Source organism: Limimaricola sp., from assembly GCF_016125575.1.
Classification (GTDB): Bacteria; Pseudomonadota; Alphaproteobacteria; order Rhodobacterales; family Rhodobacteraceae; genus WGLM01.
Map to the genome: position 1 here is coordinate 540,781 of NZ_WGLM01000002.1, position 16,228 is coordinate 557,008.

Annotated in this window: 17 protein-coding genes; 10 read left to right on the forward strand and 7 right to left on the reverse strand. The window is 63.2% G+C overall.

Features of this window, described 5'->3' with window-relative positions; all coding sequences use genetic code 11:
• Positions 1-55 precede the first annotated feature (55 nt).
• Together GC146_RS04120 and GC146_RS04125 are read right to left on the reverse strand one after the other, a co-directional pair.
• Positions 56-667, reverse strand: coding sequence for a hypothetical protein (locus GC146_RS04120; RefSeq protein WP_291834699.1), 612 nt, complete (start codon positions 665-667; stop codon positions 56-58).
• A gap of 26 nt (positions 668-693) precedes the next feature.
• Complete coding sequence (locus tag GC146_RS04125) at positions 694-1,896, reverse strand: pyridoxal phosphate-dependent aminotransferase (protein ID WP_291834701.1); 1,203 nt, start codon at positions 1,894-1,896, stop codon at positions 694-696.
• Positions 1,897-1,991: 95 nt separating this feature from the next.
• Between GC146_RS04125 and GC146_RS04130 the strand changes: the two genes are divergently transcribed.
• From GC146_RS04130 to GC146_RS04140, 3 genes are all read left to right on the forward strand, one after another.
• Positions 1,992-2,381: a helix-turn-helix domain-containing protein gene (locus tag GC146_RS04130; protein WP_291834703.1), complete on the forward strand. Its 390-nt coding sequence runs from the start codon at positions 1,992-1,994 to the stop codon at positions 2,379-2,381.
• Positions 2,378-2,650: a succinate dehydrogenase assembly factor 2 gene (locus tag GC146_RS04135; protein ID WP_291834705.1), complete on the forward strand. Its 273-nt coding sequence runs from the start codon at positions 2,378-2,380 to the stop codon at positions 2,648-2,650. Before GC146_RS04130 ends, GC146_RS04135 begins: the two co-directional genes overlap by 4 nt.
• A 117-nt stretch (positions 2,651-2,767) precedes the next feature.
• Positions 2,768-3,277 carry a winged helix DNA-binding protein gene (locus GC146_RS04140; RefSeq protein WP_291834706.1) on the forward strand — a complete coding sequence of 170 codons (510 nt, stop codon included), beginning with the start codon at positions 2,768-2,770 and terminating at the stop codon, positions 3,275-3,277.
• A gap of 6 nt (positions 3,278-3,283) precedes the next feature.
• Here the strand turns inward: GC146_RS04140 and GC146_RS04145 are convergent, their stop codons facing one another.
• Together GC146_RS04145 and GC146_RS04150 are read right to left on the reverse strand one after the other, a co-directional pair.
• Positions 3,284-3,985 carry a DUF1194 domain-containing protein gene (locus GC146_RS04145; protein WP_291834709.1) on the reverse strand — a complete coding sequence of 234 codons (702 nt, stop codon included), beginning with the start codon at positions 3,983-3,985 and terminating at the stop codon, positions 3,284-3,286.
• The gene (locus tag GC146_RS04150; protein WP_291834711.1) at positions 3,982-5,574 is read right to left on the reverse strand and encodes an alpha-glucosidase; all 1,593 of its coding nucleotides are present in this window, start codon (positions 5,572-5,574) and stop codon (positions 3,982-3,984) included. Before GC146_RS04150 ends, GC146_RS04145 begins: the two co-directional genes overlap by 4 nt.
• Before the next feature lie 117 nt (positions 5,575-5,691).
• Between GC146_RS04150 and GC146_RS04155 the strand changes: the two genes are divergently transcribed.
• From GC146_RS04155 to GC146_RS04175, 5 genes are all read left to right on the forward strand, one after another.
• On the forward strand, positions 5,692-6,726 hold the full coding sequence (locus GC146_RS04155) for a LacI family DNA-binding transcriptional regulator (RefSeq protein ID WP_291834714.1): 1,035 nt from the start codon (positions 5,692-5,694) through the stop codon (positions 6,724-6,726).
• A 179-nt stretch (positions 6,727-6,905) separates the two neighbouring features.
• Positions 6,906-8,195: an ABC transporter substrate-binding protein gene (locus GC146_RS04160; RefSeq protein WP_291834717.1), complete on the forward strand. Its 1,290-nt coding sequence runs from the start codon at positions 6,906-6,908 to the stop codon at positions 8,193-8,195.
• A 107-nt stretch (positions 8,196-8,302) separates the two neighbouring features.
• A complete protein-coding gene (locus GC146_RS04165; RefSeq protein ID WP_291834720.1) occupies positions 8,303-9,271 on the forward strand; it encodes a sugar ABC transporter permease in 969 nt (322 codons plus the stop codon).
• On the forward strand, positions 9,268-10,101 hold the full coding sequence (locus GC146_RS04170) for a carbohydrate ABC transporter permease (RefSeq protein ID WP_291834722.1): 834 nt from the start codon (positions 9,268-9,270) through the stop codon (positions 10,099-10,101). The genes GC146_RS04165 and GC146_RS04170 overlap by 4 nt, the downstream gene beginning before the upstream one ends.
• Positions 10,102-10,105: 4 nt before the next feature.
• Positions 10,106-11,113: an ABC transporter ATP-binding protein gene (locus GC146_RS04175; protein WP_291834725.1), complete on the forward strand. Its 1,008-nt coding sequence runs from the start codon at positions 10,106-10,108 to the stop codon at positions 11,111-11,113.
• 54 nt (positions 11,114-11,167) lie between these two features.
• On the opposite strand, the gene GC146_RS04180 is transcribed toward GC146_RS04175, so the two are convergent.
• The 3 genes from GC146_RS04180 to GC146_RS04190 all read right to left on the reverse strand — a co-directional run bounded on the left by GC146_RS04180 (position 11,168) and on the right by GC146_RS04190 (position 13,999).
• Positions 11,168-11,596: a VOC family protein gene (locus GC146_RS04180; protein ID WP_291834727.1), complete on the reverse strand. Its 429-nt coding sequence runs from the start codon at positions 11,594-11,596 to the stop codon at positions 11,168-11,170.
• A gap of 80 nt (positions 11,597-11,676) precedes the next feature.
• Positions 11,677-13,047 carry a tetratricopeptide repeat protein gene (locus GC146_RS04185; RefSeq protein ID WP_291834729.1) on the reverse strand — a complete coding sequence of 457 codons (1,371 nt, stop codon included), beginning with the start codon at positions 13,045-13,047 and terminating at the stop codon, positions 11,677-11,679.
• A 13-nt stretch (positions 13,048-13,060) separates the two neighbouring features.
• A complete protein-coding gene (locus tag GC146_RS04190) occupies positions 13,061-13,999 on the reverse strand; it encodes a hypothetical protein (protein WP_291834732.1) in 939 nt (312 codons plus the stop codon).
• Between the two features lie 209 nt (positions 14,000-14,208).
• On the opposite strand from GC146_RS04190, the gene thyX reads away from it, so the two are divergent.
• Complete coding sequence (thyX, locus tag GC146_RS04195) at positions 14,209-15,114, forward strand: FAD-dependent thymidylate synthase (protein WP_291834733.1); 906 nt, start codon at positions 14,209-14,211, stop codon at positions 15,112-15,114.
• A complete protein-coding gene (locus tag GC146_RS04200; protein ID WP_291834736.1) occupies positions 15,111-16,058 on the forward strand; it encodes a hypothetical protein in 948 nt (315 codons plus the stop codon). Before thyX ends, GC146_RS04200 begins: the two co-directional genes overlap by 4 nt.
• Positions 16,059-16,228 lie beyond the last annotated feature (170 nt).

The window sequence follows — 16,228 nt, forward strand, 5'->3', positions numbered from 1 at the left end:
CCTTTCGCAAGAGCGCCGGGCGGGCGTGCCAGCCCGCGCAAGCCGTTGCACTTTCCTAGCAGCCCTTCAAGCTGCTCATCATCGGCCCGATCGCATTTTCGATCCAGCGTTCGCTGCTGGCATAGGTCAGTTCGGCCGTGATCGTCGTATCATCTTGCAGACAGTTCAAAGCGCGCTCCGTCCGCCGATAGAAGACGTCTCCGTCGGCGGTATAGCCCGAGTAGGCGAACCAGCTGTCGGTGACCTTCTGATAGGTTATCTCGCCGCCCTCGCGTTTGATGAAGTCCGCGGCATCGCGATAAACCTGCTGCCAGTCGTCCTGCCAGAACAGGCTTGCGTAGGTCACCAGTTTGATCTTTCCCTGCTCTGCCTCGAATTGCGCGCCGTCGGTGGCCGTATCGGAAAACGCGGCGTGCCAGTCGATCTGCCGCGCCGTGTCGTCCTTTGCCGGCACCTCTGATGGAAGGGTGATCTGAAAGCCGAAACGGGCATTGTGATAGACCAACTGGTCTGCGGCTGCGGGCACAGCGGCCAAGCCAGCCGATGCGAGGAGGGCCCCGAAGATTGTCTTCGTCAGTGTCGGCATTTGTTCCCTTCCCGCGCTCAACTTATCGGGAACGTTAGCCAAATTTTCCTGGCAGGGCAACGACACCACCCGGCCCGACACCACGCCGCGACCGAGGCTCTTGGCTGTTACCGCAACCCCGCGCAGAAGGTCTGGATGCGACTGCAGGCTTCGGTCAGGGCCGCGTCCGAAGTGGCGTAGCTGACGCGGAAGTTGGGCGAAAGGCCGAAGGCCGCGCCGAAGACGACGGCAACGCCGGTCTCTTCCAGCAGGGCCGTGGCGAAAGCCGCGTCATCGGTGATTTTCGCACCGCCCGCGCTGGTCTTGCCAATGCAACCCGAGATGTCGGGGTAGACGTAGAACGCGCCTTCGGGCACCGGGCAGGTGATGCCCTGCGCTGCGTTCAGCATCCCCACCACGAGGTCGCGGCGGCGCTGGAACACGGCCTTGTTCGCGGCGATGAAATCCTGCGGGCCGTTCAGCGCCTCGACGGCGGCGGCCTGGCTGATCGAACAGGGGTTCGAGGTGGATTGCGATTGGATCTTGGCCATCGCCTTGATCAACGGGACCGGCCCGGCAGCGTAGCCGATCCGCCAGCCCGTCATCGCGTAGGCCTTCGACACGCCGTTGACCGTCAGCGTGCGGTCGTAAAGGGCGGGTTCGACCTGCGCCGGCGTGCAGAACACGAAGTCGTCGAAGACAAGGTGTTCATACATGTCGTCGGTCATCACCCAGACATGCGGGTGACGCAGCAGCACGTCGGTCAGCGCCTTCAGTTCGGTCCGGCTGTAACCCGCGCCGGTGGGGTTGGAGGGCGAATTGAAGAGGAACCACTTTGTCCGGGGCGTGATCGCGGCCTCAAGCTGTTCAGGCGTGATCTTGAAGGCGGTCTCAAGCCCCGCGGTCACGATCACCGGCGTGCCGCCGGCCAGCAGCACCATATCGGGGTAGCTGACCCAGTAGGGGGCGGGGATGATCACCTCGTCGCCCGGGTTCAACGTGGCCATTAGCGCGTTGTAAAGCACCTGCTTGCCGCCGGTGCCGACGCTGACCTGTGCGGGCGTGTAGCTCAGCCCGTTCTCGCGCGCGAACTTGGCGCAGATCGCGGCCTTCAGCGCGGGCGTGCCGTCGACGGCGGTGTATTTCGTCTGGCCGCTCTCGATGGCGCGGATCGCGGCCGCCTTGATGTTGGCGGGTGTGTCAAAGTCGGGTTCGCCGGCGCCAAGGCCGATGATGTCGCGCCCCTCGGCCTTCAGTTCGGCCGCGCGGGTTGTGACGGCGATGGTGGCCGACGGTTTGACGCGGTCGAGTGTCGCGGACAGAAAGGTCATCAGGCGCCCCCGGTGGCAAATGCTGGCTCAGCGTGTCATAGGGGTGCCGCGACACCCGATCAAGCGACAAGCAAGCGACAAGGAGGAGGCGTCGGATGACTGATAGCGACTGGTACGACGAAGACACCGCCACATTCGGAGACCGGCTGGCCGGTGCACGCGAGGCCGCGGGGCTGAGCCAGCACGATCTGGCCGTAAGGCTAGGCGTGAACACCAAGACCCTGCAGGCTTGGGAAGACGACCGCAAGGAGCCGCGCGCGAACCGTCTGCAGATGCTGGCCGGGATGCTTGATGTGTCGTTGGGCTGGTTGCTGACCGGGCGCGGCGAGGGGATCGAGGCGCCGCCTGTCGCGGGCGACATGCCGGCCAATGTTTCAGAGATTCTTGTCGAGATGCGCGGGCTGCGCACTCAGATCGGCCAGGCCGGCGAGCGGCTGGCGCAGCTGGAAAAGAAGCTGCGCATGGCGCTGAAGGATTTCGCATGAACGAGCCGCGCGAGACCCGGCTGAAAAGGCTGCGGATGCGCGCGATGCGGCGCGGCATCAAGGAGATGGACCTGATCCTGCCGGCCTTTACCGCTACCGATCTGGATGATCTGGATGCCGCGGAGCTGGACCTGTTCGAGGCATTGCTGGCGGAGAATGACCACGATCTTTACCAATGGGTCAGCGGGGCGGGCGTTGCACCGCCCGAATATGCCGGGCTGATCGGGCGGATCGCCGCACGTGCAACCGGCGTCGTGCGACCCGTCTAAAATACCGGAATTATTTGATCTTTTTTGGGCGTGATTTTCGCGCGAGATTTAACCTCTTGTTCGATAATTTCGCCCAACCCTGTCGGCAAACCTGCGCCAGCCGGAGACCGACAGACCATGAGCATTCACACAGACCTGCGCCTTAAGGCGCCCGCCATGCGCACCGGCGGCTTCATGGACAGCTACCTTGATTCGCTGCAACTGGTGGAACGGCTGCATCGTTTGCTGTTGGACGTCATCAAGGACGAGTTCGAGAGGGTCGGCCTGATCGAGATCAACCCCGTGCAGGCGCTTTTGCTGTTCAACGTGGCCGATAACGAGGTGACGGCGGGCGAGCTGAAATCCCGCGGCTATTATCAGGGCTCGAACGTCAGCTACAACCTCAAGAAACTGGTGGATCTGGACTACATGCACCATCAGCGCTGCGAGATTGACCGCCGGTCGGTACGGGTGCGGCTGACCGAGAAGGGGCGGCGGGTGCGCGAGATCGTGGCAAAGCTGTTCGCCGGCCATGCCGAGGGGCTGCAGCGGCAGGGCGTGATCGATTTCGCGGGGATCGAGGAGATCACGACGGCGCTGAGGCGCGTCGAACGTTATTGGTCCGACCAGATCCGCTACATCTACTAGGATGCGCTAGGGCAGGCCGCCGACGACGATGGCCGCCATCTCGCGCAGCAGTTTGCGCGTCATCGCGTCTTCGAATGCGACATAGCCCAGCGCGGTTTCGACGAAGGCATCGGGGCCGCGCAGGACGTTGACCCGGTAATAGGAGGACAGCTCCTTGATATCCATCTGCCGCGTGTCGCCGATGGCCTGGTGATCGGCGCCGACGACAAGGCCATTGATGGTTATGCCGGGCGGGGCGGGGATGCTGGCCGGAGCGGGGCCAAGGTTTGACCGCCCGTCGCCCGAGATGTCGAGCGTGCGGCGCCAGCAGTCCGACTGCCCGGCCAGCAGCGACAGGCCCGTCTGCATCGCGGCGCCCAGGGCCGTGCCCTCGCTGTCGGGCTGGCGCGCGTACGCCCGCAGGGTGTCGGCCACGCCTTCAAGCGCCGTGGCGCTGTCGATCGGCGTCCAGTCAAGGACAAGGTGCTGGTCGGACGGGCCGCTCCAGCTATAGACGGCGACCCGCACCGGGGCGGCGCCGCCGCCCAGCAGCAAGGCACGCACCTTCGGCGAGGTCAGCGCGGCGGCCAGCCCGTCAAGCTGCAGGCGATATTCTGACGCATCCACCGATCCCGACACGTCCAGCCCCATCGCCAGTGCCTGTCGGCATCCCGCGGCGTGGGCGGGCCCGGCCAACGCCAGAGCGAGAAGGGCCGCCGCAAGTCTCATGCCGGGGCCGCAATCAAATAGCCGCTCGGACCAAGGGCGAGCGTCTGGCCCGCCACCTCCGCCGCTTGCCGCGCCAGCACCCGGCCAAGCCCGGCAAGTGTCACCTGCTGCGGATCGGGCGAAAGGTTGAAGACGCAAAGCGTGCCCGCCCCGCGCCGAAAGGCCAGAACCGGCTCTGGCACCTCGAGGAACGTCGTCGCGCCAAGGCGCAGGTCGGCGCTGTCGCGGCGCAGGGCCAGCAGCGCGCGATAGGTGGCCAGCACGCTGTCGGGGCTGGTCTGCAGATCGGCCGCGTGGGCCAATTGCGCGGGCTTGACCGGCAGCCACGGCCGCCCGGTGGTGAAGCCACCCTGCGACGCGGCATGGTCCCAGACCATCGGCGTGCGGCAGCCGTCGCGCCCGAAATCCTCGGGCCAGAAGGCGATGCCCTGCGGATCGACCAATTCGTCGCGGTCGAGCCGCGCCTGCACCTGTCCCAGTTCTTCGCCCTGGTAAAGGCAGAGCGACCCCTGCAGCGACACCAGCAGCGCCGCGCAAAGCCGCGCGAGGCTGTCGCTGTCGGCACCAAGGGCGACCCAGCGGGTGACGTGGCGGTGCACGTCATGGTTGGAAAAGGCCCAGCAGGGCCAGCCCTGCGGCGCACCGGCAAAGAACCCCTCGATGCAGGCACGGACATGGGCGGGGCTGAGCCTGTCACCCAGCATCTCGAACGCATAGGCCATGTGCAAGCGCCCGCCCGAGGTGTAGCTGCCCATCAGCGCGATCGCCTCGTGCATCTCGCCCACTTCACCCACCAGCGTGCGGTCGTCGTATTCATCCATCAGCGCGCGGATGCGCTGCAGGAAGGCGAGGTTCTCGGGCCGGCTTTTCTGGTAAAGGGAATACTGCATGTCGAAGGGGCGTAGGTCGGGCCAGGGGGCGGTGCCGGGCCCGGTGTCGCGTGGCGGGTTGTCGCGCAACTGCCTGTCGTGAAAATAAAAATTCACCGTGTCGAGGCGAAAGCCATCCACGCCGCGATCCAGCCAGAAACGCAGCACATCCAGCACCGCCTCCTGCACGGCGGGGTTGTGGAAGTTGAGGTCGGGCTGCGCGGACAGGAAATTGTGCAGGTAGTATTGGCGCCGATGCGCGTCCCAGGTCCAGGCCGGGCCACCGAACAGCGACTGCCAGTTGTTGGGCGGCGTGCCGTCGGGTCGCGGATCGGCCCAGACGTACCAATCGGCGCGCGGGTTATCCCGGCTAGCGCGGCTTTCGACGAACCACGGGTGTTGATCGGAGGAGTGGTTGATGACCTGGTCGATGATCACCTTCAGGCCCAGCGCATGGGCGCGTGCGATCAGGCGGTCGAAATCGTCCAGCGTGCCAAAGACCGGGTCGATGTCGCGGTAATCGGCCACGTCATAGCCCATGTCGGCCATCGGCGAGGTAAAGACCGGACTCAGCCAGATCGCATCGACGCCCAGCGCGGCGACATAGTCGAGCCGTGACGTCAGGCCCGCAAGGTCACCGACGCCATCGCCGTCGCTGTCCTGGAACGAGCGGGGATAGACCTGGTAGATGACAGCGCCACGCCACCAATCGGGGTTCATCGCCGGCCTCCGGAAGGAAAAATGCCAGAAGATGCTTGCCCGAAACGTTTCGGATTGGCAAGCTGCCGTGAAATCGTCCGCGATCAGAGATTGGCGGTCGGTGCCGGGAGGGGCACGATGACGACGCTGAAGGATCTGAGCCAGCAACTTGGCCTGTCGGTCACGCAAGTCAGCCGCGCGCTCAACGGCCATGCCGACGTCAGCGAATCCACCCGCGAGCGGGTCAAGGCGCTGGCCGCCGAGTTGCATTATCAGCCCAATGTCAGCGCGCGCCGGCTGGTTTCCGGCAAATCTGGCATTGTCGGGCTGGTTCTGCCCCATTTGCCGCTGCCGCCCGAGGATGGCCAGTTCATCCGAATCGTCGGTGGCCTGTCGGCGCATTTCTCGCGCCTGAGGATGCAGTTCGTGCTGCACATCGCCGAGGAGAGCGAAGATATCCTCGATGTCTATCGCCGGCTGATCCAGTCCGGCGCCATTGACGGCTTCGTCATCATCGAGCCGCAGGTGAACGATCCGCGCGTGGCCTTCCTGCGCGACCGCGACGTGCCTTTCGTGCTGCATGGCCGGGACTGCGCGACCCCCGACTATCCTTTCTTCGACATCGACAACCATGCAGTGGCCCGCACGCTGACCCGGGTGCTGACGCGGGCCGGCCATCGGCGCATCGCCTTCATAAACGGGTTGGACGGGCGGGCCTACGTGGCCGCGCGCGAGGCGGGTTTTCGCGCCGCCGCGGCGGCCGAGGGACTGCAGAGCGATGCGTTGATGCACTTCACGGGGGAGATGGTGGAATCGCACGGCCTCTTGGCCACGGTCGAGGCCTTTCGCGATTCTGCCTGTGCGCCGACGGCGCTCATCGCGGGTAATACGCGGATTGCAAAAGGAATTTTTCTGGCATTGGCGGCGCTTGGGCTGAGAGTGCCGCAAGATGTTTCGTTGGTGGCGCATGACGACATCCTGCACGATGCGCTTAGCCATGTCTTCGATCCGCCACTGACAGTCACGCAATCGGCACTTGATCTGAGCTGGGAGCCATTGGCGCATTGCCTTGCCGGGGCCGTCGAAGGGCGATCGCTGTCGTCGTTGCAGCGGATCGGCGCCTGTCGGTTGATCCAGCGCGCCTCGGTCGCGCCGCCCCCCGAAGCCGCCTGATAAACCCGGCCTGAAGACTGAATCACGAATTCCTGAAAACTGCTGATTGACGGATGGCAAATTCTGCCGCTAGCCTCCGAAACGTTTCGGGCGTCAGGGTTCTGTCCCGCTGGCGATTCGATTCAGGGCGATGCAGGCAGAAGACCTGCCTGCCGCCTGGCCAAATGGGAGGAAGATCAATGGAAATGAAATTCGCGCGGCGCTTCATGCGCACCGCTGCGGTGGCCGTGCTTGCCAGCACGGCATTCGGGGCGACCGTCCGCGCCGAGACGATCACGGTGGTGTCGGGTGCCGTCGGCAACGCCGTCGAGAACTTCAAGGCTTACGTCAAGCCGTGGGAAGAGAAGACCGGCAACACCGTCACGCTGGTGCCGATGCCCGCCTCCACAACTGACCAGTTCGGTCAGTACCGCCTGTGGCTCGCCGCCGGCAACTCGGACATCGATATCTACCAGACCGACGTGATCTGGGCGCCGCAGCTGGCCAACCACTTTGTTGACCTGACGGAAGCTGCCAAGGACCTGATTCCGCAGGAGTTCCCCTCGATCGTGCAGTCGCAGACCGTGGGTGGCAAGCTGGTTGCACTGCCGCTCTTTACCGATGCGCCGGCGCTCTACTACCGCAAGGACCTGCTGGAGAAATACAACGTCGCCGTGCCCAAGACCTGGACGGAACTGGCCGCCGCGGCCAAGACCATTCAGGACGGCGAGCGCGCCGCCGGCAACGCCGATTTCTGGGGGTTCGTCTGGCAGGGTAACGCCTATGAAGGCCTGACCTGCGACGCGCTGGAATGGGTCAAGTCCTACGGCGGCGGCCAGATCGTCGAACCCGATGGCACGATCTCGATCAACAACCCCAAGGCCGTGGCCGCGCTTGAAGAGGCCAAGTCTTGGGTGGGCACGATCTCTCCGCCGGGCGTTCTGGCCTATCAGGAGGAAGAGGCCCGTGGCGTCTGGCAGGCGGGCAATGCGGCTTTCATGCGCAACTGGCCCTATGCCTACACGCTGGGCAACGGTGCCGATTCGGCGATCGCTGGCAAGTTTGACGTGACGACCCTGCCGATCGGCGCCGAAGGCGACAGCTCGGCCGCGACGCTGGGCGGCTGGAACCTTGCCGTGTCGAAATACTCCAAGCATCAGGACGCGGCGATCAGCCTTGCCCTGTGGCTGGCCGGCCCGGAAGTTCAGAAGATGCGCGCGCTGAACGAATCCAACCTGCCCACGCTGAAGGCGCTTTACGACGATCCCGATATCGCCGCGAAACAGCCGATCATCCCGCAGTGGAAGAACGTCTTCCTGAACGCGGTGCCGCGTCCGTCGGCCCCGACGCTGAGCCACTATAACGAGGTTTCGGCGAAGTTCTGGTCGGCGGTGCATGACACGCTGTCGGGCAATGGCAGCGCGGCCGACAATCTGGCCAACCTCGAGGCTGACCTGATGGACATCAAGGGTGACAACAACTGGCAATGAGCCGGTGGTCGCCTGTTAGATGAGCATCCAAGAATGGGCGGCGGTGCCTCCGCCGCCCATTTTGTCAATCGAGGGGCCGTAACGTGCCCCCTCCCGGGGAGGGATCCATGACAACGACAAGCCTGGAACATGGCAAGGACAGGGGGGCCAGCCTGCAGCAGCAGCGCGCGCGTGCGGCCTTCTGGTTCCTTGCGCCGATGCTGGTCGCGCTGTTCTGCGTGGCGGCATGGCCCTTGTTGCGTACCATCTATTTCTCGTTCACCAACACCTCGCTCGACAATCTTTATGGCGGGCATCTGATCGGGTTCGGCAACTACTTGCGCTGGCGGACGATGCCGTCGGGGGCGGTGCGCTATTATGGTACGCTGGTCGATCCTGACTGGTGGAACGCGGTCTGGAACACGGTGCGTTTCGCCATCGTCTCGGTCTCGTTCGAGACCGTGCTGGGCATGATCGTGGCGCTGGTGCTGAACGCCGAGTTCAAGGGCCGCGGCCTGGTGCGTGCGGCGATCCTGATCCCATGGGCAATCCCCACGATCGTTTCGGCCAAGATGTGGGCGTGGATGCTGAACGACCAGTACGGCATCATCAACGATCTCGCCGTCAAGCTGCACCTGCTTGATCACAAGCTGGCATGGACCGCCTCGACCGATACCGCGATGATCGCGGTGCTGATCGTGGACATCTGGAAGACCACGCCGTTCATGGCGCTTTTGTGCCTTGCCGGCCTGCAGATGATCCCGCGGGATATTTATGAGGCCACCAAGATTGACGGGATCAACCCGATCCGGGTTTTCTTCAAGGTCACGCTGCCGCTGGTGCGCCCGGCGCTGATGGTTGCCGTCATCTTCCGCATGCTCGATGCGCTGCGGATCTTCGATCTTGTCTACGTGCTGACGCCCAACTCGTCGGCGACAAAGACAATGTCGGTGATCAGCCGCGAGAACATGTTCGATTTCGCCCACTTCGCCTACGGCGCTGCGCAGTCGACGCTGCTCTTCACGATGCTCGCGATCTTCGTGCTGCTCTTCGTGTGGATCGGCAAGGTGGACCTGACCGGGGAGACCAACCGATGACCGCTCAAGCCCTGATCGGAAAGATCCTGTTCTACATTCTGGTTTTCATCATCGTCGTGGTGTCGGTATTCCCGTTCTACTACGCGATCGTCACCAGTTTCGCCTCGGGCTCGCAGTTGTTCCAGATCAACTATTGGCCGCCGAGCCTTGATCTGACGAACTATAACACGGTGCTGTTCGCTCGGAACTTCCCGCGCTCGGTGCTCAACTCGCTTTTCATCGCGACGACGACGGTGGTCTTCGCGCTGTTTCTCGCCGTTACGGCCTCTTACGCGCTGGCGCGGGTGCGGTTCCGGGGGCGGGGGCTGCTGCTGGTCACTATCCTTGCGGTGTCGATGTTCCCGCAGATCGCGGTGCTGGCCGGTCTTTACGAGCTGGTCCGGTTCCTTGGCCTCTACAACACGCCATGGGCGATGATCCTGAGCTACACCATCTTCACCCTGCCATTCACGGTATGGGTGCTGACAACCTTCATGCGCGACCTGCCGATCGAGATCGAGGAGGCCGCGATCGTGGACGGGGCGACGCCTTGGGTCATCATCACGCAGGTCTTCCTGCCGCTGCTGTGGCCGGCGCTGGTCACAACCGGCCTTTTGGCCTTCATCGGTGCGTGGAACGAGTTTCTCTTCGCGCTGACCTTCACCATCCAGGAGACCCAGCGCACGGTGCCCGTCGCCATCGCGCTGTTGTCGGGGGCCTCGGTGCAGGAGATTCCGTGGGGTCCGATCATGGCGGCCTCGGTCGTGGTGACCGTGCCGCTCGTCGTTCTCGTTCTCATATTCCAACGAAAGATCGTCGCGGGCCTGACCGCTGGCGGTGTGAAGGGCTGATCACATGGCAAATATCGTTCTGAAAAACGTCAAGAAGTCCTATGGCGCCGTCGATGTCATCAAGGGCATCGACCTTGAGATCAAGTCGGGGGAGTTCATGGTTTTCGTCGGGCCGTCTGGCTGCGGCAAGTCCACGCTTCTGCGACTGATCTCGGGGCTAGAGCAGATCACCGCGGGCGATCTGGTGTTCGACGGCGAGAGGGTGAACAACGTCATCCCCTCCAAGCGCGGCATCGCCATGGTGTTCCAGTCCTATGCGCTTTACCCGCACATGAAAGTCTACGACAACATGGCCTTCGGCATGAAGCTGGCCAAATCCTCGAAAGAGGAGATGGACGCGCGGGTGCGCAAGGCGGCCGAGATGCTGCAGATCAGCCACCTGCTGGACCGGCTGCCCAAGCAGTTGTCGGGCGGGCAGCGCCAGCGCGTCGCGATCGGCCGGGCCATCGTGCGCGATCCGCGCGTGTTTCTCTTTGACGAGCCGCTGTCCAACCTCGACGCGGCGCTGCGGGTGGCGACGCGGCTGGAGATCGCCAAGCTGCACCACGACATGGAAGACGTGACGATGATCTACGTCACCCATGACCAGGTCGAGGCGATGACGCTGGCCGACCGCATCTGCGTGCTGCGCGATGGCAAGGTCGAGCAGGTAGGCACCCCGTCAGAGCTTTACGACCATCCCAACTCGGTCTTCGTGGCGGGCTTCATCGGCTCGCCCAAGATGAACTTCCTGACCGGTGAATTTGCCAAGGCGCAGAACTGCGCCACGCTGGGCGTCCGGTCAGAGCATCTGCAGATCGTGCCGGACGGGCAGGGGATGTGGAACGGCAAGGTGGTCCATGCCGAGGACCTCGGCTCGGACCATTTCCTTTTCGTCGACGTGGGCTCGGACGAGCCGCTGATCGTGCGGCTGGCGGGCAAGCTGGACACCAAGCTCGGTGCGCGCGTCGGCGTGCAGCCGCTGGAGGGGCAGATGCACCGCTTTGGCCCCGACGACCGGCCGCTGGCCTGAGACCGGGCCGCAGACAAGAGGGGCGGCGCCTGACCCGGCGCCGCCCCTTTTTCTTTACCAGTGGCCAGTATTTTCCATGCTGGCCCAAGGCTCCGCGGATTTCAGGCTTTCGCCCTTCTGCAACAGCTCGATCGAGATGTTGTCGGGCGAGCGGACGAAGGCCATGTGCCCGTCGCGCGGCGGGCGGTTGATGGTCACGCCATTGTCCATCAGGTGCTGGCAAGTCGCGTAGATGTCGTCGACCTCGTAGGCGAGGTGCCCGAAATGGCGGCTGTCCGAGGGCAGCCCCTCGTCCCCGTCCCAGTTGTAGGTCAGTTCGATCGGCGCGGCCTCGTCACCGGGCGCGGCCATGAAGATCAGCGAGAAACGGCCTTTCTCGCTGTCGTGGCGCCGAAGTTCGCGCAGACCGAGAAGCTCATAGAAGGCCATGGATTTTTCCAGATCCTTCACGCGCACCATGGTGTGCAGGTATTTCAGTGGCATCGGGCATCTCCTGTCGTTGTTGTCTGGCGCGCAACCTAGCAGGATGCGCCGCAGAGGCCAGATGCCGTCAAAAGATGCTGCTAGAATACAGAGCGCAGGCCGATGCGGATCTCGGTCGTCTCGCTGTCATAAAGATCGACAGTCGAGGCGGTGCTGCGCAGTTGCAGGCCCAACGTGGGCGCGAACCCGTAATAGTCGTGGTTCTGGAACGTCAGGTCGACGCCCGCGGCCACCGTGCGGTCGTGGCGCAGGCCGAAGAGCGGCAGCGCCTTGCGGTAATCGTTGGCCTGATAAGACAGTGACAGGTCAATCCGGGGCCGCGCGGGTGTTGCTGCAAGGCTGTAGCCCGCACCGAGGGCCCAGGCCGCCTGATCGACCAGTTCCGAGGCAGAGACGGTATTGGAGGCAGAGACCGACACGGACAGGTTTTGCCCGGCCGTGGGCGACCATGACCAGTTGCCGAAGATCGAACTGACGGTCGAGGAGCGGGCGGCATAGTCCTGCCGGTCCCGCCGTTCGAGGCTGGCGCCGTAACCAAGCATGCTGCCTGCCCCAGCGGCCTGCTGGCGCGAGACCGTGACACCTGCGAACTGGCTAAGCGGCGAGCCGCCGTAGAAATTCGCGCCCAACCGGAACGACAGGCCGGTCACCGATTGCGCGTCGCCCGCACGGAACTGCGTGTCATGCGACAGCTCGACTTCCTGAAAGGCGAAATCCCTGCCGGTCACGCCGGGGGCGATGAGGCGGGCATCCTGAGACAAGCTGTAGCTGAGCGACTGCACGGAAAGACCGAGGCGGGACCCGTGGCTGGCGCTGCCCGGCAGACGGTAGCCGAGCCGCGCCGAGAGCGCGTATTCAAGGCCCGAAAGTGCCAGTGCCGGGCCACTGATCTCGCCCCCGGCGACGCGGGCGGATTTCGCCCCGTTGTTGATGTTGGACGAGGGCGTGATGGCGGCGGTGACCTCGGTCGTCAGCGGGTTCATCTGGCGGACCAGCCGGAAATCAGCGATGGCGCGGCTTTTCATTTCGGGCGTTGGGGCGGCCTGTGCGGCGCGACGCAGCCAGAACTGCGCCCTTCCGTAGGCGCCATCGCTGGACAGCACCTGCGCCGTCACGGTGGCCGAGGCAAAGCGTTCGGCATCAGAGCCCGCCAATGCCCATGCCTTGGCCGCGGCCTGCCGGGCGGCGTCAGGATGCTGCAGGGCGCGTTCGGCCTGCGCGAGCGCCAGCCATGCGGCCTGATCGTTCGGGTCGGCGGTGATCAGGGACCGGGCAAGCGTGGCCGCCTCGTCGAGGCGGCCGAGCGTGATGAGTTCAAAGGCAATAGCGCGGGCGCGCGCGGCGTCGGCCGGAGGCGGGGCGGAGGCGGCGGCGGGCTCATCGGCCCAAGCCGCGCCTGCCAGGCAGAGGGCCGTGACGACGGCCCCGAATATCAGCGGCGCCCGCGCCATCGCGTATGCCCCGTCAGGGCTGCTGCGTGGCGATGAACGCACCGACCTCACGGCCTTTCACGGCGTGGACCGCGTCATAGGTGGAGTCTGCGGTGGGCGTGGCCCCTTCAACGACAAGGAAACCCACGATTTCCTGACCGTTCGGACCGGTGAAGCTGCCTTCCCAACTGCCGCTTTGCGCGGCTGTCGTGTCAAGGTTGTAGGTCGTGGCGGTTGCATCCCCCGTCCTGTTCGTCGTCGTGTCGATCGTCGTTTCGTTAAGAACGATCGGAGACAGGTTGCCCAGAAGCGTGCCGTTTTCGTCGTAGATGTGCCGTCCGGTCACGTTGCCCTTGATCGATCCGCCAGTGTCGATGTCTTGAAGGTCCACGTTGATGGTGGCCAGACCGTCGGTCGCGTAAACACCGTTGCTGGCGCCGGTCGTATCCTGCCTGTTCACCACGACACCGGCATAGGCCCCCTTGTACTGGTAGGCCGCGGTGCGACTTGCCGGCAGGCTGGAAGATGTCCGGCCGGCATAGGCCCCGCCGTAGCCGTAGCCGAAATAGGCACTGGTGCCGACTGCGCCGACCAACGAATTGGTGCCGTTCGGGCTGCGATAGATCACGGCCAGATATTGGTCCTCGGCCGCATTCGGGCTGTTGGCAAAGATCTGTGCGCCGTTGGGCAGGATCGCGGATTCCTGATAGGCGCCGCCCTGGCTGCTGACGCCGTCAAAGGGCAGGTTGTTGATGACCAGCGTGTTGGTGTTGGAATTGTAGGTAAACTGGTTGGCCATCAGGAATCGTCCGGTATCCCAGAGATACCGCTTGTTGGGATCGGCCAGGTTCGGATCAACCAGACTGACGGTTCCGTCGGTCGTTGTGGTGGTCGTTGTGCTGGTGTCGGTGGCCGCGGTGCCACAGCCAGCCACGAGAAAAACGGCGGCAAATGCCGCGAAGATTGGTTTCATGGGCCTGCTCACTGCCGATTATCTTGCTTTTGCAAGAGGGTGGACGAGCCGGCCTTGCAAGTCAACGAATTGCCGCACCACGCGCTGACCTTGATGCAGAAATATCGCGCCCCGGTTGCGGGGTCTGACTGCATATGGTTTCTCGACCGGCACCGCCACATAGATGTAGGATCGGCCCTGTCGCGGACTTGCCAGAAGGAATCGCCCCCATGCCCATTACACCGGACCAGCAGGCCGAAATCGCCGCCGCCCGCGCCACGCCCCGCCCGACGCTGCGCGCGGTCAGCGAGGGGATGGAGGCGCGGCTTTACACCGCGCACCCGGTGCTGGACCACGGCTTTGTCCGGGTGATCGACTACATGGGCGACGATGCCGCGATCTGTCAGGCGGCGCGGGTCAGCTACGGGCGCGGCACCAAGAGCGTGCAGAACGACGAGGGGCTGATCCGCTACCTGATGCGGCACTGGCACTCGACCCCCTTCGAGATGTGCGAGGTCAAGCTGCACATCAAGCTGCCGGTCTTCGTCGCACGCCAGTGGATCCGCCACCGCACCGCCAACGTCAACGAATACTCGGCCCGCTACTCGATATTGGACCGCGAGTTCTACATTCCCGCGCCCGAACAACTGGCCGCGCAATCGGTCGTCAACAATCAGGGCCGGGGCGAGGCGCTGGAGGCCGAAGAGGCCGCGCGCGTGCTGGACTGGCTGAAGGGCGACGCCGCGCGGGCCTATGACCATTACGAGGCGATGATCAGCCAGGAGGGCCAGCAGGGGCTGGCGCGCGAACTGGCGCGCATGAACCTGCCCGCGAACATTTACACGCAATGGTACTGGAAGGTGGACCTGCACAACCTGTTTCATTTCCTGCGCCTGCGCGCCGACGCCCACGCGCAATACGAAATCCGCGTCTATGCCGAGGAGATCTGCAAGATCGTGGCCGACTGGGTGCCAGCGGCCTACGCGGCCTTCGAGGATTACAGGATGGGCGGGGTGACGCTCTCGGCCAAGGCGGTGGACTGCGTGCGGCGGATGCTGAAAGGCGAGGTCGTGACGCAGGAAACCAGCGGCATGAGCAAGGGCGAATGGCGGGAGTTCGAGGGGTTTTTGGGGTGAGTGAGCGTCCGCCGCTCGACCTGCTGGCGCTTAATTTGGAAGGACGGCCAGTCGGCTTTGCGAAGTTCCGCGAGGGATATTTGGACTGGCTGCAGCCCACGCTATATCAGAAGGTATATTCCGGCTTTTTTATTGATCCAGACTCCGTGATCTCCGAGACCGATATTAATCGGGCATGGAGTGACTACATATCCACTTCTATGCCCAAAAATAGTCAAATTATGAGCTTTCGCCAAGTTGAGGTTCCGCTCGGGCACTATTTACCTAGGATTGCAAGGGTCGGCATTTCTCACCCTAATGATATAACTAGTGTAATAAAGAAGACCGCAGCCGATATGGAGGCTGAAGCCATTTACTGTGGAAGATTAAGAATTGCGATAGAGAGATTTCAAGAGATCGCCGAAACCGTTCATCTTTCGGAAGATCAAATGTTGGTTTTTGGAGATCAAATTCGTAATCTCTTGATCTTGGCGGCAACGGAGGTCGAGAGTCAGTTCAAGTCGGTTCTCAAGGTAAATGGGATTGCTCCGAAGAATGCTGGAACCAAAGATTACATCGTTCTGAATGGTGTGATGAGGTTGAGCGAGTATAAAGTTAGGCTGGTCGCCTATCCATGGATACAGCCATTCAGCCCGTTTCTTGGTTGGGTGGCATCGGAGCCGACAAAGTCCTTAAGCTGGTACCATGCCTACAACGAGACGAAACATGATAGCCTATCAAGTTTCAGGGTCGCAAACCTCAAGGAGGCGATTTCTGCTATCATCGCGCAGTATATTTTGTGTGTAGCCCAATTTGGGGCTCCACAAATTCAACAACGCTATGATATTTTTCGATCCACTTTCGATATTGTCCAGTATCCAAAGTGGGATGTTTCGGAGATATATGCTTATCAGCGGAGAGAGGAATGGCAGCCGATTGAGCTTACTCGATTGGCTAGAAAATAGTTGCCGTCAATAGTCTCTTGTTGAAGGGAAATCAGAAAAGCTACGTGGCGCCAAAGCCATGTACGCGCTCTGGGCTTCGCCCGTTCCTCGCGGAAAACCGTCCACCGGACGGTATTCCGGTCGCCCGTCACCCCTCCCCGAGGCTCGGGCGCGTGGACCTTGGGACAGGC

Bases quoted from the DNA above. Each gene is read 5' to 3' on its own strand.
- thyX (WP_291834733.1), top strand. From the start codon at position 14,209: ATGCCCATTACACCGGACCAGCAGGCCGAAATCGCCGCCGCCCGCGCC.
- GC146_RS04170 (WP_291834722.1), top strand. From the start codon at position 9,268: ATGACCGCTCAAGCCCTGATCGGAAAGATCCTGTTCTACATTCTGGTT.
- GC146_RS04130 (WP_291834703.1), top strand. From the start codon at position 1,992: ATGACTGATAGCGACTGGTACGACGAAGACACCGCCACATTCGGAGAC.
- GC146_RS04165 (WP_291834720.1), top strand. From the start codon at position 8,303: ATGACAACGACAAGCCTGGAACATGGCAAGGACAGGGGGGCCAGCCTG.
- GC146_RS04190 (WP_291834732.1), bottom strand. From the start codon at position 13,999: ATGAAACCAATCTTCGCGGCATTTGCCGCCGTTTTTCTCGTGGCTGGC.
- GC146_RS04160 (WP_291834717.1), top strand. From the start codon at position 6,906: ATGGAAATGAAATTCGCGCGGCGCTTCATGCGCACCGCTGCGGTGGCC.
- GC146_RS04180 (WP_291834727.1), bottom strand. From the start codon at position 11,596: ATGCCACTGAAATACCTGCACACCATGGTGCGCGTGAAGGATCTGGAA.
- GC146_RS04125 (WP_291834701.1), bottom strand. From the start codon at position 1,896: ATGACCTTTCTGTCCGCGACACTCGACCGCGTCAAACCGTCGGCCACC.
- GC146_RS04140 (WP_291834706.1), top strand. From the start codon at position 2,768: ATGAGCATTCACACAGACCTGCGCCTTAAGGCGCCCGCCATGCGCACC.
- GC146_RS04145 (WP_291834709.1), bottom strand. From the start codon at position 3,985: ATGAGACTTGCGGCGGCCCTTCTCGCTCTGGCGTTGGCCGGGCCCGCC.
- GC146_RS04150 (WP_291834711.1), bottom strand. From the start codon at position 5,574: ATGAACCCCGATTGGTGGCGTGGCGCTGTCATCTACCAGGTCTATCCC.
- GC146_RS04135 (WP_291834705.1), top strand. From the start codon at position 2,378: ATGAACGAGCCGCGCGAGACCCGGCTGAAAAGGCTGCGGATGCGCGCG.
- GC146_RS04155 (WP_291834714.1), top strand. From the start codon at position 5,692: ATGACGACGCTGAAGGATCTGAGCCAGCAACTTGGCCTGTCGGTCACG.
- GC146_RS04185 (WP_291834729.1), bottom strand. From the start codon at position 13,047: ATGGCGCGGGCGCCGCTGATATTCGGGGCCGTCGTCACGGCCCTCTGC.
- GC146_RS04175 (WP_291834725.1), top strand. From the start codon at position 10,106: ATGGCAAATATCGTTCTGAAAAACGTCAAGAAGTCCTATGGCGCCGTC.